Annotated in this window: 16 protein-coding genes; 5 read left to right on the forward strand and 11 right to left on the reverse strand. The window is 38.0% G+C overall.

What is annotated here, in order from left to right:
• Positions 1-27 precede the first annotated feature (27 nt).
• Entirely contained in the window at positions 28-684 is a 657-nt protein-coding gene (locus tag KTV93_RS11140; RefSeq protein ID WP_218249045.1) for a rhomboid family intramembrane serine protease, read from the forward strand.
• A gap of 100 nt (positions 685-784) precedes the next feature.
• Here the strand turns inward: KTV93_RS11140 and prmC are convergent, their stop codons facing one another.
• Positions 785-1,630 carry a peptide chain release factor N(5)-glutamine methyltransferase gene (gene prmC, locus KTV93_RS11145; RefSeq protein WP_218249046.1) on the reverse strand — a complete coding sequence of 282 codons (846 nt, stop codon included), beginning with the start codon at positions 1,628-1,630 and terminating at the stop codon, positions 785-787.
• 158 nt (positions 1,631-1,788) lie between these two features.
• Here prmC and KTV93_RS11150 point away from each other — a divergent pair, with 158 nt between their 5' ends.
• The 4 genes from KTV93_RS11150 to KTV93_RS11165 are packed head-to-tail and all read left to right on the forward strand — an operon-like array spanning position 1,789 to position 4,955.
• Positions 1,789-2,328, forward strand: coding sequence for a C40 family peptidase (locus KTV93_RS11150; RefSeq protein ID WP_218249047.1), 540 nt, complete (start codon positions 1,789-1,791; stop codon positions 2,326-2,328).
• A gap of 34 nt (positions 2,329-2,362) precedes the next feature.
• The gene (locus tag KTV93_RS11155; protein WP_218250537.1) at positions 2,363-3,175 is read left to right on the forward strand and encodes a 2,3,4,5-tetrahydropyridine-2,6-dicarboxylate N-succinyltransferase; all 813 of its coding nucleotides are present in this window, start codon (positions 2,363-2,365) and stop codon (positions 3,173-3,175) included.
• An 11-nt stretch (positions 3,176-3,186) separates the two neighbouring features.
• On the forward strand, positions 3,187-3,852 hold the full coding sequence (locus KTV93_RS11160) for a glycosyltransferase family 32 protein (RefSeq protein ID WP_218249048.1): 666 nt from the start codon (positions 3,187-3,189) through the stop codon (positions 3,850-3,852).
• A complete protein-coding gene (locus KTV93_RS11165; RefSeq protein WP_218249049.1) occupies positions 3,852-4,955 on the forward strand; it encodes a glycosyltransferase family 4 protein in 1,104 nt (367 codons plus the stop codon). The genes KTV93_RS11160 and KTV93_RS11165 overlap by 1 nt, the downstream gene beginning before the upstream one ends.
• 26 nt (positions 4,956-4,981) lie before the next feature.
• Here KTV93_RS11165 and KTV93_RS11170 read toward each other — a convergent pair whose 3' ends face one another.
• The 10 genes from KTV93_RS11170 to KTV93_RS11215 all read right to left on the reverse strand — a co-directional run bounded on the left by KTV93_RS11170 (position 4,982) and on the right by KTV93_RS11215 (position 12,320).
• The gene (locus tag KTV93_RS11170; RefSeq protein WP_218249050.1) at positions 4,982-6,157 is read right to left on the reverse strand and encodes a M28 family peptidase; all 1,176 of its coding nucleotides are present in this window, start codon (positions 6,155-6,157) and stop codon (positions 4,982-4,984) included.
• Positions 6,158-6,240: 83 nt separating this feature from the next.
• On the reverse strand, positions 6,241-6,585 hold the full coding sequence (gene rplT, locus KTV93_RS11175) for a 50S ribosomal protein L20 (protein ID WP_088358205.1): 345 nt from the start codon (positions 6,583-6,585) through the stop codon (positions 6,241-6,243).
• A gap of 119 nt (positions 6,586-6,704) precedes the next feature.
• On the reverse strand, positions 6,705-6,902 hold the full coding sequence (rpmI, locus tag KTV93_RS11180) for a 50S ribosomal protein L35 (protein ID WP_088358204.1): 198 nt from the start codon (positions 6,900-6,902) through the stop codon (positions 6,705-6,707).
• A gap of 59 nt (positions 6,903-6,961) precedes the next feature.
• On the reverse strand, positions 6,962-7,468 hold the full coding sequence (gene infC, locus KTV93_RS11185; RefSeq protein ID WP_218249051.1) for a translation initiation factor IF-3: 507 nt from the start codon (positions 7,466-7,468) through the stop codon (positions 6,962-6,964).
• Positions 7,469-7,548: 80 nt separating this feature from the next.
• Positions 7,549-9,468 (reverse strand): threonine--tRNA ligase, encoded by a 1,920-nt coding sequence (gene thrS / locus KTV93_RS11190; RefSeq protein ID WP_218249052.1) that lies wholly within the window; start codon positions 9,466-9,468, stop codon positions 7,549-7,551.
• Between the two features lie 285 nt (positions 9,469-9,753).
• Positions 9,754-10,275, reverse strand: coding sequence for a hypothetical protein (locus KTV93_RS11195; protein ID WP_218249053.1), 522 nt, complete (start codon positions 10,273-10,275; stop codon positions 9,754-9,756).
• 177 nt (positions 10,276-10,452) lie between these two features.
• Positions 10,453-10,635 (reverse strand): hypothetical protein, encoded by a 183-nt coding sequence (locus tag KTV93_RS11200; protein WP_218249054.1) that lies wholly within the window; start codon positions 10,633-10,635, stop codon positions 10,453-10,455.
• An 11-nt stretch (positions 10,636-10,646) separates the two neighbouring features.
• Complete coding sequence (locus KTV93_RS11205; protein WP_218249055.1) at positions 10,647-11,258, reverse strand: DUF4230 domain-containing protein; 612 nt, start codon at positions 11,256-11,258, stop codon at positions 10,647-10,649.
• Positions 11,259-11,819, reverse strand: a complete 561-nt coding sequence (locus KTV93_RS11210) for a thioredoxin family protein (protein ID WP_218249056.1) — start codon at positions 11,817-11,819, stop codon at positions 11,259-11,261.
• 30 nt (positions 11,820-11,849) lie between these two features.
• Entirely contained in the window at positions 11,850-12,320 is a 471-nt protein-coding gene (locus tag KTV93_RS11215; RefSeq protein ID WP_218249057.1) for a pyrophosphohydrolase domain-containing protein, read from the reverse strand.
• Between the last annotated feature and the right edge of the window lie 7 nt (positions 12,321-12,327).

Genomic DNA, 12,327 nt, shown 5'->3' on the forward strand with positions numbered 1-12,327 from the left:
CTGAGACTTTTTTATTATAATTAAATTATGAGCACATTATTAATCGTTATTATTGCGGCAACAGCCCTATTCAGTTATTTTGGATTCAATAATCACCAACTTTTCGAGAAGTATAAGTTTAATGTTGGCGCAATTCGTGGCAATAAAGAGTATGTACGGTTAATTTCTGCAGGTTTTCTTCATGGAGACTTCATGCATTTGTTGTTCAACATGATGACGCTGTATTTCTTCGGCCCAATTGTTTTGCAGGCTTTTGGTGAAGTAGGCTTTTTGTTGGTATACTGTGGGTCAATTCTTTTAGGAAATCTTTTTTCACTGTATTTGTATCAGAACCAGTCATGGTATTCAGCAATTGGTGCGAGTGGCGGAGTTTCGGGGATTCTATTCGCGTCGATTGCGATGATTCCTGACTTGGGAATCTATTTCTTCTTCATACCAATTCCGATTCCGGGATACATTTTCGGATTGTTATATTTCGGATACTCTGTTTACAGCATGCTGAATCCGCGTGAACATGACAATATAGGTCATGCTGCTCATATGGGGGGAGCTTTTTTCGGATTGGTTTACGCAGTCGCATTGCAGCCAGAACGAGCTATTGAAAATTCACTTTTCCTCGGAATCATGGCGCTGCCACTTATTTATATGGCATATATGGTCTTTGTGAAAAAGAAAATAGGATAATTTTTAAGAGCAACAAAACGGATTTCTTCTTTTGGAAAGTGGTCCCGTTTTTCACTACAATCTTTTTTACGCTCGCTTCGCTCGCGCCCGAACTGACGCTTTATTTCTTCCCAAAAACAAACCGGTCATTTCCTGAAATATCTTTTACAAGATACACTTCAGTTAAAACATCCGTAAAAAGCGCCTTAGTTTCGTTACCTAACTTCTGATTGATTTCCAGAAAAACCATTCCGTTTTCTGCAAGATGATTTTTGCAGTCATCAGCGATTTTTTCGTAGAAAATCAACGGATTCGAAGTAGGTGAGAAGAGCGCCATTTTAGGTTCGAATTCCTTAACCGAATCCGCAATTTCACTTTCTTCATCCATTCCGATATAGGGCGGATTCGAAATGATAATATCGTAAACTTCAGATAGATTTTCTTCCAGATAATTCTGGTGAATGAAATTGATTTCGAGCTTATGAAAATCCGCATTTTTCTTTGCTGTTTCCAGGGCTTTTTCGGAATAATCAATCGCTGAAACCTTAGCTTCCGGAAATTTATTTTTTATAACAATGGGAATTATTCCGCTACCGGTACCGATGTCAAGAATTTTAGTATACTTTAAATTACGTTTCTCAATTTCGGAGATTGCCAGTTCCAAAAGCTCTTCCGTTTCCGGTCTTGGAATCAGCACGAATTCATCCACGAAAAATTTTAAACCGTAGAATTCCGTGTATCCAAGGATTTGCTGGTAAGGTTTTCCGGTCTTTAATTCACTGATCAATTGCTTAAAAACTCTTGTTTGTTCCTCGGAAATTATATGATGTTGAGAAATTCTCAACTCAAATTTATCCATTCCTAAAATTTGGTTACAAAAAATTGAAAACAGTTCGCTGATTTCGGAATCTGCGTAAATTTCAGATAATTGATTTTTAAAAAATTCTTTTAGTTCAGAAATGGTCATCTTTTGTAATTGGGTTTTAAATATAATTCCTTTTTTTGAAAATGAATGAATGGTAAGAGAGAAATCTTTAAAAACACTGGATAACAAAGGAAATTTTGGGAATTTTTTGTCAGATTGTAAATAATTTTACTATTTTTGGGAAACCCTCACTGTTAAAAATGAAAAACGTTTTATTTGCAATCCTTGCATTACTTTTTGTAGTATCCTGTGGAACTTCAAAACCGGTTGTTGTTAAAAGAAGTGTCCCTACAAAAACCGTTAAGAAAACTCCCGATCTAAAATCACTGGAATCTAATTTTTCCGGAAAAGTGAACGGTCAGATTCAGGATATCCTGAAAGATGCTCAGAAATATCTCGGCGCTCCTTACAAATATGCGGGAAATACTTCTGCAGGATTCGACTGTTCAGGTTTAGTTACTAAGGTTTTCAATGAAAACAATACAAAATTACCTCGCCGTTCGGAAGACCAGTCCACTGTTGGTAAACAGGTAAATATTCGCGACACAAAGCCAGGCGACTTGGTGTTTTTTGCCACCGCGGGCGGCAGCAGGGTTTCGCACGTGGGAATTGTACACGATATTGGGAATAACGGTGAAGTGAAATTCATTCATGCATCCACTTCCAAAGGCGTGATTATTTCCTCACTTAACGAAAAATATTGGAACAAAGCTTATCTTTTCGCCCGAAGAGTTTTGTAAATTTGCGCCAATAAAATTTATACAAAGCAATCAAATTATGTTACAGCAAACTATTGAAAATATCTGGGATAACCGTGAACTTTTAAAAGACGAAGAAAGCCAGAAATCCATCCGTGAGGTAATCCGTCAGCTGGATTTGGGCGAACTCCGCGTCGCGGAACCTACTGAAAACGGCTGGAAGGTGAACGAATGGGTGAAGAAAGCCGTGGTAATGTATTTCCCAATCCAAAAAATGGAAAGCATTGAGGTTGGACCATTCGAATTTCACGATAAAATGCCTTTGAAAAGAAATTATGCTGAAAAAGGAGTTCGTGTTGTTCCTCATGCTGTAGCGAGAGAAGGTGCATTCATTGCATCCGGAGTAATTCTGATGCCTTCTTACGTAAATATCGGAGCCTATGTAGATTCCGGAACCATGGTTGATACCTGGGCGACAGTTGGGAGCTGCGCACAGATTGGTAAAGATGTTCACTTAAGCGGAGGAGTAGGTATTGGAGGTGTTTTAGAACCACTTCAGGCCGCACCTGTAATCATTGAAGATAATGTTTTTGTAGGTTCAAGATGTATCGTTGTGGAAGGTGTTCATGTTGAAAAAGAAGCTGTTTTGGGCGCGAATGTTGTGCTTACTGCTTCCACCAAAATCATCGACGTTACCGGAGCTGAACCTGTTGAAATTAAAGGGAGAGTTCCGGCCCGTTCCGTTGTAATTCCCGGAAGTTATACCAAGCAGTTCCCGGCTGGTGAATATCAGGTTCCGTGTGCTTTAATTATCGGGCAGCGGAAAGAATCTACCGATAAAAAAACATCTCTGAACGATGCTTTAAGGGAAAATAATGTCTCCGTATAATTTCTTTCAACATGAGTATTCCGAAAAATATTTTTCAGACTTTTAAAACTAAAAAATTGCCATTGATTACCAGATGGCATATTTGGAATATGAAAAGGATGAATCCTGAATATCAATATTATCTTTATGATGATAATGATATTCAGGTTTTTTTTCAGGAAAATTTTTCCTCAGAATATTTAAAAGCGTATAATCAGTTGACGATTGGTGCAGCGAAAGCTGATTTTTTTCGGTATGCTATCCTTTATATAAACGGAGGAATTTATTTGGATATTGACAGTGGAATGTCTAAACCGTTGCGAAAACTTATTTTACCAACCGATGTCGCTTTAATAAGTGCAGAAAGACACATTGGGTTGTATTGTCAGTGGGGCCTAATTTTCGATAAGGGTCATCCGTTTCTTAAGAAAACTTTGGAGCAGGTTTTAGAAAATATCCAGCTGCACAAATTTCCAAATGATGTACACGCCACCACTGGTCCCACCGCATTTTCTAAAGCAATAAATGAGTGTCTTGTGGAAAACCCCGATGTTCCTTACCGGATTTTTGATGGTATTGAATACCGAGGCTATTTAAAATTCAAGTACAAATTCGGCAAGTTTTTTTTATATTCCAAAAGATCTGAACACTGGAAGAGAAAACAACTGACACAAGATATTATTAAGCCTGCTGAATAATGAAAATTGCATTCGACGGGAAACGGTTTTTTAGCAATGCATCGGGTTTAGGGAATTATTCCCGGGATCTGGTTCGGATTTTAGCGATTTATTTTCCTGAAAATCGATACATTCTTTTCAATAAAAATCAATCAGAAAGAGGGAAGGAGATTTTATATCTCCCAAATGTCTCGTTCAGAGTAGTATCAAAAGGAAACCTTTCAAGGCAGTTTAAGATGGGAAAGGACGCTCAAAATGCGGATGCTGATATTTTCCACGGACTTTCAGGCGAGCTTCCTCTAAAATGGAATAATAAGTCCATAAAAAAAGTGGTCACCATTCATGATTTGATTTTCCTGAGATTTCCGCAATATTACAGTTTTTTCGACCGCAAAATTCATTTTTGGAAATTCGGGAAAGCTTCGGAACAGGCAGATTTGATCATTGCAATTTCTGAGCAGACCAAACGCGATATCATTAAGTACCTGAAAGTACCTGAAAGCAAAATTCGTGTTGTTTACCAGGGTTGTCATCAGTCATTTAAAGAAATTCAGTCTCCTGAATTTTTAAATTCAGTAAAAGAAAAATTTAACCTTCCAGAAAAGTTTGTCCTAAATGTCGGAACCATGGAGGAAAGAAAGAATCTTTTGAATATTGTAAAAGCAATTAACGGAACAGAAATTCCGTTGGTTGTCATTGGAAAAAAGACCAAATATTTCAATAAAGTTCAGAAATTCATTGAGAAAAATAAACTGCTGAACCAAGTTATTTTCCTTGAAAATGTTTCGATGGAAGAATTGGCTGCAATCTATAAGCTTTCTAAAATTTTTGTATATCCGAGTTTTTTTGAAGGTTTCGGGATTCCTGTGATAGAAGCGCTTTTCTCGGGAACTGCTGTAATTACAGGCAATACCAGTTCTCTTCCGGAAGCTGGCGGTCCTGAGTCACTTTACGTCAATCCGTATCAAATGGAAGACCTTAAGTCAAAAATTTTATTTCTCTGGAATAATAAAGCAGAACGGAAAAGGCGTGCAGAAAAAGGTTTAGAATATGTTCAAAGATTCACCGATGAAAATATTGCCAAGGAGTTGATGAATGTTTATAGCGAAGTTTTGAGGTGTTAAATAACTTAAGTTATTTATGCCTTTAACTATTTTGAAATGACGATTTTCTTAGTCAGTTTCTGGTCCTCAACCGTCATCGTTCCGAAATAAATTCCGTTGGAAAGTTTAGAAACATCAATTTTTTTTGAGTTTTCAGATCGGATGAGAAGTTTTCCTGACGGGTCAGTGATGCTGAATGAAAAGTTTTTTAGGTTCGTATTCAACATTTCAATGTGGATTAAATCTGATGCCGGGTTCGGATAAATCCGTAAAGACTGCAGCATTCTTTCCGGCGGGCAGTCATTTACTGAAAGGGTAGTAATGTCGGCAGTCGCGAAATGCTGCACAGCTCCCAAAGCAGCCTTGGTAACATTAAATACGAATACAGGATCCATATTCGCATAAGTATCGCCGGGAGAATGCGGCCTGGTACTTTCATTAAATTCATAAAAACCTGTAATCACTTCGCCATTTGACTGGAAAGGCATGTAATCTGAGCCGTAAGCGTAAGACAAATTGGGCTGTAGCGCAGAATAAAGCGAAACACAATTCATCAGTTGTTGGGTAATTGTGCTGGATGCTGCATTGTTTGTAGAGGGATTATTATTGGTATCGCGTTCACAGGTTATGGTGTTGTTTACCTCTCCTGCCACGCCGCCAACCTGATCAATATTGAAAACAACTTTAATATTCATTTTAGGATTGGTGGCATTTACAACGGTATTCACATAGTTCTGGCTTCCGCGAAGTCCCTGTTCTTCGCCTGTAAAATTGATGAATTTGATAGAATATTCCGTCGGAACATCTTTTAGGATTCTCGCCATTTCAAGGATCACTGAAGTTCCGCTACCGTTATCATTAACTCCCGGACCGGCGATGGTATCGTAATGTCCGCATACAATCACAAAAATATTTGGGTATTTAGTACCGGTTTTAGTCAGAATAAGATTCTTGGTTGTAGTGCCGTTATAATTGAAAGTATTCTCCGAAATCTGAGCGTCTGTATATCCAAACGCAAGATATTTGTTTTTTAGCCAAAGGAATGTGTTATTGTTGTTAACGCTTCCTGTCGTTTTAACTCCCAGTGCTGCGAATTCAGTAAGATAGTTGTTGATATTGGTTTGAGTAATCTGGTTGATCCTGTTCTGATAGACCTGCACAAAGGTTTGCGCAGAATGGAGCATTGAAATACATAACGCTGAAAAGATAAAAAGCTTCTTCATTTTATTATAAGTTGGTCAAAACTAATAAAAAATCCCATACAATTTTGTATGGGATTTATAATTGATAACAAAAAATTTTACATTTATTTGATTTGATCTACAACTGCTTTGAAAGCTTCAGGGTGATTCATTGCTAAATCTGCTAAAACTTTTCTGTTCAGTTCGATGTTGTTGCTTTTTAGAGCGCCCATAAATTGGGAGTAAGACATTCCGTGTTCTCTTGCACCTGCGTTGATACGCGTAATCCAAAGGCTTCTGAAATTTCTTTTCTTCTCTTTTCTGCCGCGGTAAGCATATTGCATTGCTTTTTGTACGGCGTTTTTAGCTACAGTCCAAACATTTTTTCTTCTACCGAAAAAACCTTTAGCCTGCTTCATTACTTTTTTTCTGCGAGCTCTGGAAGCTACTGCATTTACTGATCTTGGCATAATTTACATTGTTTTTTTGAAAAGGGCGGTAATTTATTTCATTACACTTGTTTGCTCCGTTTCAGGGTTAAATTTTCTGAATTTTTTTGAATTCTTATAAACCGGTTGATTTATAAAAACTACTTAATGGCTAATTGACGAAGAACGCTTTTCTCATCCACAGTAGCAACGTAAGAAGTTTGCGTAAGATTTCTCTTCTGCTTCGTTTCTTTTTTCGTCAAGATATGGCTTTTGAAAGCACCTTTTCTTTTAATCTTACCGGTTCCGGTAAGCTTAAAACGCTTCTTAGCACCTGATTTAGTTTTTAATTTTGGCATTTTTGCTTAATTTTATCTTTTTGTTATCAATATCTTGTTAATGATTTAACTGCTGATGTCTATTTCGCCGGTTTTTTCGGGCTCATCATCATAATCATTCTTTTACCTTCTAATTTAGGCAGCTGATCAACTTTTCCTACATGTTCTAGTTCCTGAGCCAATTTTAAAAGAAGAATTTCTCCCTGATCCTTGAAGATGATCGAACGGCCTTTGAAGAAAACATACGTTTTCAGCTTAGATCCCTCCTCCAGAAATTTTTCAGCATGTTTTTTCTTGAATTCGTAATCGTGATCATCAGTCTGAGGACCGAATCTGATCTCTTTTACAACAACTTTAACCTGCTTGGCCTTTAATTCTTTAGTCTTTTTTTTCTGCTCGTAAAGGAATTTTTTATAATCCAGAATCCTGGAAATATAGGGCTCAGCTTTGTCGGAAATCACCACCAAATCCAGTTCCTGGTCTTTGGCAATTTCTAATGCTTTCGCTAAAGGATAAACTCCCGGCTCTACGTTATCACCGACCAAACGTACTTCTTTAGCACGGATCTTTTCATTGATCTGGTGCAAATCTTCCTGTACGCGCCGCTGTGGGCCTCTACCTCGGTAATTGAATTTCTGTGCTATGGTGTTAAATTTTAAAGTTAATTTTAAATTTTTGATTCTTTTTTGAAGTAAGAAATGAAATCCTCAATGCTCATTGCGCCTAAATCTCCTTCACCTCTTCTTCTAACAGAAATCGTATTGTTAAGTTCCTCATTCTCACCTACAACCAGCATGAATGGTAGTTTTTTCAACTCAGCATCGCGGATTTTCTTGCCCGTTTTCTCATTTCTGTCGTCAATCAAGCCGCAAATATCGTGATTTTCCAGCAATTGTGAAACTTTTTTTGCATAATCCACATATTTTTCACTGATGGGCAAAATCGTAAACTGATGCGGAGCGAGCCAAAGCGGAAAATCTCCGGCTGTGTTTTCCAATAAGATGGCGATGAATCTTTCCATAGAACCGAACGGTGCACGGTGAATCATCACCGGTCTGTGTTTTTCGTTATCGCTTCCGGTGTACCATAAATCAAATCTTTCAGGTAAATTATAATCTACCTGAATGGTTCCCAACTGCCAGCTTCTGCCCAGCGCATCTTTCACCATGAAATCTAATTTAGGACCGTAGAATGCAGCTTCGCCATATTCAACTCGTGTTTTAAGACCTTTTTTCTCGGCTGCCTGAATGATGGCATCCTCAGCTTTTTTCCAGTTCTCATCAGAACCGATATATTTTTCTTTATTATCGGGATCTCGTAAAGAAATCTGGGTAACAAAATCTTCAAATCCTAAAGATTTGAAAACATACAGTGTCAAATCAATTACATTTTCGAATTCAGCCAAAAGCTGATCCGGAGTACAGAAAAGGTGCGCATCGTCCTGAGTAAATCCGCGAACTCTTGTTAAACCGTGCAGTTCCCCGGATTGTTCGTATCTGTAAACGGTTCCGAATTCTGCAAAACGCTTTGGCAGATCTTTGTAAGACCATTGCCCAACTTTGTAGATTTCGCAGTGATGCGGGCAGTTCATTGGTTTTAACATAAATTCTTCCCCTTCATTTGGTGTTTTGATGGGCTGAAAACTGTCGGCACCATATTTATCCCAGTGTCCTGAAGTCACATATAGTTCTTTCGCACCGATATGAGGAGTCATTACGAATTCGTACCCAGATTTTTTCTGTGCTTCCGATAAAAAGTTTTCGAGTTTTTTTCTGAGCGCGGTTCCTTTTGGTAACCAAAGCGGTAATCCGGCTCCCACTTTTTCCGAGAAGGCAAAAATTCCTAGTTCTTTCCCCAGTTTTCTGTGATCGCGTCGTTTTGCTTCTTCGAGTCTTTCTAAATATTCGGTTAATTCTTTCTGTTTCGGGAAAGAAATTCCGTAAACTCTGGTAAGTTGTTTGTTTTTCTCATCGCCTCTCCAGTAAGCACCTGCAGCGTTTAAGATCTTTACTGCTTTTACGATTCCGGTCGCCGGAATATGTCCACCACGGCATAAATCTGTAAAATTATCGTGAGTACAGAAAGTAATCTCACCATCATTCAGGTTAGTAATGAGTTCGGTTTTATAGGGATTGTCAGCATATTCTTTCAAAGCGTCGGCTTTTGAGACCGAATAGAGGCTGAAAGTTGCATCTTTTTTTGCGTTCTCGAGCATTTTCTTTTCGATTTTCTCGAAATCTTTTTCAGAAAGGCTTTCGTCGCCGAAGTCTACATCGTAATAAAATCCGCTGTCGATTGCCGGGCCAATGGTTAATTTTGCGTTGGGGTAAAATTCCATAATCGCCTGAGCCAACAGGTGAGCAGAGGAGTGCCAGAATGCTTTTTTCCCCAAATCATCATTCCAGGTGAGAAGCTGAAGGGTAGAATCTGTGGTTATTGGCGTGGTAATTTCAACCTGGTTTCCGTTTACTACAGCGGAAATGGTGTTTCTTGCCAAACCTTCGCTGATTGATTTTGCTACTTCCAAGGCGCTTACTGCGCTTTCAAATTCTCTGATGCTTCCGTCGGGAAGAGTGATTTTTACCATTGTGAACTACAAATTTAAGATGCAAAAGTACGGATTTTCTGTGAATTTTTATTTCTGTGGTTTTATAATTCTGAATGTTTTTTGACGGTATACAAAAGAACTGTGGAAAAAAACTAAAATTGGATTCTAGCCCCGATTGTAACGGAAATCCTTTTTTTGCGCAGCAAAAAAAGATTGAAGTGGAAAGCGGGTGGGATTTATAAAAGAAGATATTATTTGTTGCTCATAAAAAATCCGGCTCCAACAAATGTTGAAACCGGACTGCAAAATTATGAAACGTTGTATTTAAAAAGTGTCGCGACTCCCGAGAGAATCCATATCATTGGACATGCCCCGGTTTCGGAAACTGTAATTTCTGTTGTCATCTGTCATATAAAGATTATTTTTCGCTTTATTGATGATTCTTGCGCGCTCATCGGAAGATAAATGATGTGCAGAATCAGATTCTCCTGAATATCGGTCTTTTGTAAAATCATTTACATCTAAGGCTCCCTGTTCGTTCATGATATCACGGGCTTTCTCTGCACGTTCAGCATCATCGGTATATACCGTTACCAGATTGCTTTTGGTTGCAGCATAACTGTATTTGTTTTTGGTGGTATCATCATCACTGAAAAGCCAGTTCCAGAATCCACTCGTTTTTTCGTCTTCTTCGTAATCATACCCGAATTCCGGATCGTAATTTCCGGTAGTTGAGTAGCGGGAGACTTTGTAATCTTCTTTTTCGAATCCGGCATTATCGAGTCTGTCTGATGCCTGGTCGGCTGCTTCGTTGGTTGGGAACATTCCCACGATGGTGTAAGGCATAATTCAAATTTTTAATGTTAATAGTTGTGATTTGGTAAAATGTTGGAATCAAAAACTGTGACATAATACGTTTGGTGTAAAAACTTTAAAACTATTTAACATAATATATAGAGCGTTGTAACTGCGCTTAACTTTTATTAACAAAGTAGTTAAGACAAGCAAAAATAAAAGCGAAAATTAATTTTCGCTTTTATCATTATTATCTGTTTTACCGTCTTTATGGAGTTTAGAGGTGTGCTTGATTTCCTTTTCTGCGGTTTCTCCGGATGTTATCTTTTCTGAAGAGGCGGGAATGTTAGGAAGATCCTGATTTTGCTTTTTTATTTCTGCCTGTTTTGTTTTGGCTTTATCTTTTTCCATAATATTTGCTTTTAGAATTTTGAAGTATCGATTTGACCGGTTTGGTCTTCGATTTTATAATTCAAAGCCTTTGCCAAAACAAATATATTATCAAGATTTTCCAGAAGCTGTTTTCTGCCTTCATCGCGGAGGCGGTTTTGGTTCACAGTTTTATAAACATTGTCTTTTGCAGATTTTGTAATTTTCTGCAGGTCTTTCTGGGTAAAACGGTCGATAAAAGAATCATCCATCGACTGAATTTCAACACTGGGGATAATCCGTATTTCAGCATTGGGAAGTTCTTTGATGATGAGTTTTTTGTTAGCCGAATCAACTTCCAGTTTCATTTTGTTCAGATCATAGGTAACCTGCGCATTTGTTTTGGTGAAGGTGATAAGCTCTTTTTCGATATTGGGAAGCATCCCGCCAAGAAGTTCTGACGTGATTTTGGTTTTCTGCATGCTCGAGAAATCCTGCTCCATTACTACCATTTTATTCATTTTTCGGATCTGGTTGGTAATAATGTAGAAATCGTTCTGAACTTTATCTTCCGTTTTTTTTGTAACTGCGTTCCAGATTAATACGATGAACAGCACTAATGCTGCACCTAATATAAAAGGCAGGATTTTTTGGTTCGTTTTCAATTACTTTAATAAATCTTTAAGTGAAGTGTTGTCTTTCTGTATGATTTCTAGTAAATCTCTTTCCAGATAACCTGTAGCCGGACTCTCGATGATTCTACCAATTTCTTTGCCATATTTCTGTACAATAATAGTAGGAACGCGCTGAATGTTATATATTCCTTCTTCGCCTCCCGGAGCTTCTTTTTTCCGGTTTACAGCAATAAGTGTAAGTTTTTGTTCGGGGTAATTAAGGCTTTCCAGAATCTTCATTAATCTTGGAACTTCACGATGACTGTCGCCACACCATGTTCCCAATGCTACGATTAAATTGTATGAGCTCAGCTTTTCTTTTTTAAGTTCTTCTATCGTTTTCTTGTCAATGGTGTATTCGTCGTGCTCTTTTATGTACCAGTCGCTGTATGGCGATTTTAGGAGCTGATCTTTCGTCTGATGTCCAAGGAGCATTTTTCCGTCATTGGTCGTTTCAACTTCGCGGTTTACAACTATTTTCTGCGCTTCGCAGGATTGCATTGTCAAAAGAAATGCAGCGGAAAGGAATATGGTTTTGGTTAATTTATTCATAATGAAATTAGGAATTTTGATTCAAAGGCTTTAATTCTGTTCTAAAATGGATTTAAGATTGGCGGGAGAGTAGTATTTGTTTTTAAGTACTTTATAATCAGATTTCCGGTGAACATTGATTTTGTCTCCAGATGCTTCTGAGAATGCTTCTTCGCCTTTAGCCTGGTAAAATGCAATAGTTTCATCGGCTTCCTGCTGATTTGCACAGGCTTTGGACATGTTAGAGCGCTGAACTTCGTTAAACAGTTCGACAAACTTTTCACCTAAACCGAATTCTAAAACAGCACCACTCAAAACATACTGCAGATCACAAAGTGCGTCAGCGATTTCTACAATATTGTTGTCGGCAATGGCTTCTTTTAACTCATTTAATTCTTCCTGCAGCAGAGAAATTCTTAACTCACAGCGTTCCTTTGAAGGAATTTGCGGCTGATCTAAAACAGGAGCATTAAAGGTTTTGTGAAATTCTGCAACCTGGTTCAGTGCATCGATTTTATTCATTACTGTT

Origin of the sequence: Kaistella faecalis, assembly GCF_019195395.1 — a bacterium.
GTDB classification, from domain to species: domain Bacteria; phylum Bacteroidota; class Bacteroidia; order Flavobacteriales; family Weeksellaceae; genus Kaistella; species Kaistella faecalis.

What these genes read in the sequence shown, in the direction of transcription:
- rpmI (WP_088358204.1), bottom strand. Translation starts at nt 6,902, where the DNA reads ATGCCAAAATTAAAAACTAAATCAGGTGCTAAGAAGCGTTTTAAGCTT.
- prmC (WP_218249046.1), bottom strand. Translation starts at nt 1,630, where the DNA reads ATGACCATTTCTGAACTAAAAGAATTTTTTAAAAATCAATTATCTGAA.
- KTV93_RS11170 (WP_218249050.1), bottom strand. Translation starts at nt 6,157, where the DNA reads ATGAAGAAGCTTTTTATCTTTTCAGCGTTATGTATTTCAATGCTCCAT.
- KTV93_RS11140 (WP_218249045.1), top strand. Translation starts at nt 28, where the DNA reads ATGAGCACATTATTAATCGTTATTATTGCGGCAACAGCCCTATTCAGT.
- KTV93_RS11215 (WP_218249057.1), bottom strand. Translation starts at nt 12,320, where the DNA reads ATGAATAAAATCGATGCACTGAACCAGGTTGCAGAATTTCACAAAACC.
- KTV93_RS11150 (WP_218249047.1), top strand. Translation starts at nt 1,789, where the DNA reads ATGAAAAACGTTTTATTTGCAATCCTTGCATTACTTTTTGTAGTATCC.
- KTV93_RS11160 (WP_218249048.1), top strand. Translation starts at nt 3,187, where the DNA reads ATGAGTATTCCGAAAAATATTTTTCAGACTTTTAAAACTAAAAAATTG.
- KTV93_RS11195 (WP_218249053.1), bottom strand. Translation starts at nt 10,275, where the DNA reads ATGCCTTACACCATCGTGGGAATGTTCCCAACCAACGAAGCAGCCGAC.
- KTV93_RS11210 (WP_218249056.1), bottom strand. Translation starts at nt 11,819, where the DNA reads ATGAATAAATTAACCAAAACCATATTCCTTTCCGCTGCATTTCTTTTG.
- KTV93_RS11165 (WP_218249049.1), top strand. Translation starts at nt 3,852, where the DNA reads ATGAAAATTGCATTCGACGGGAAACGGTTTTTTAGCAATGCATCGGGT.
- KTV93_RS11200 (WP_218249054.1), bottom strand. Translation starts at nt 10,635, where the DNA reads ATGGAAAAAGATAAAGCCAAAACAAAACAGGCAGAAATAAAAAAGCAA.
- thrS (WP_218249052.1), bottom strand. Translation starts at nt 9,468, where the DNA reads ATGGTAAAAATCACTCTTCCCGACGGAAGCATCAGAGAATTTGAAAGC.
- rplT (WP_088358205.1), bottom strand. Translation starts at nt 6,585, where the DNA reads ATGCCAAGATCAGTAAATGCAGTAGCTTCCAGAGCTCGCAGAAAAAAA.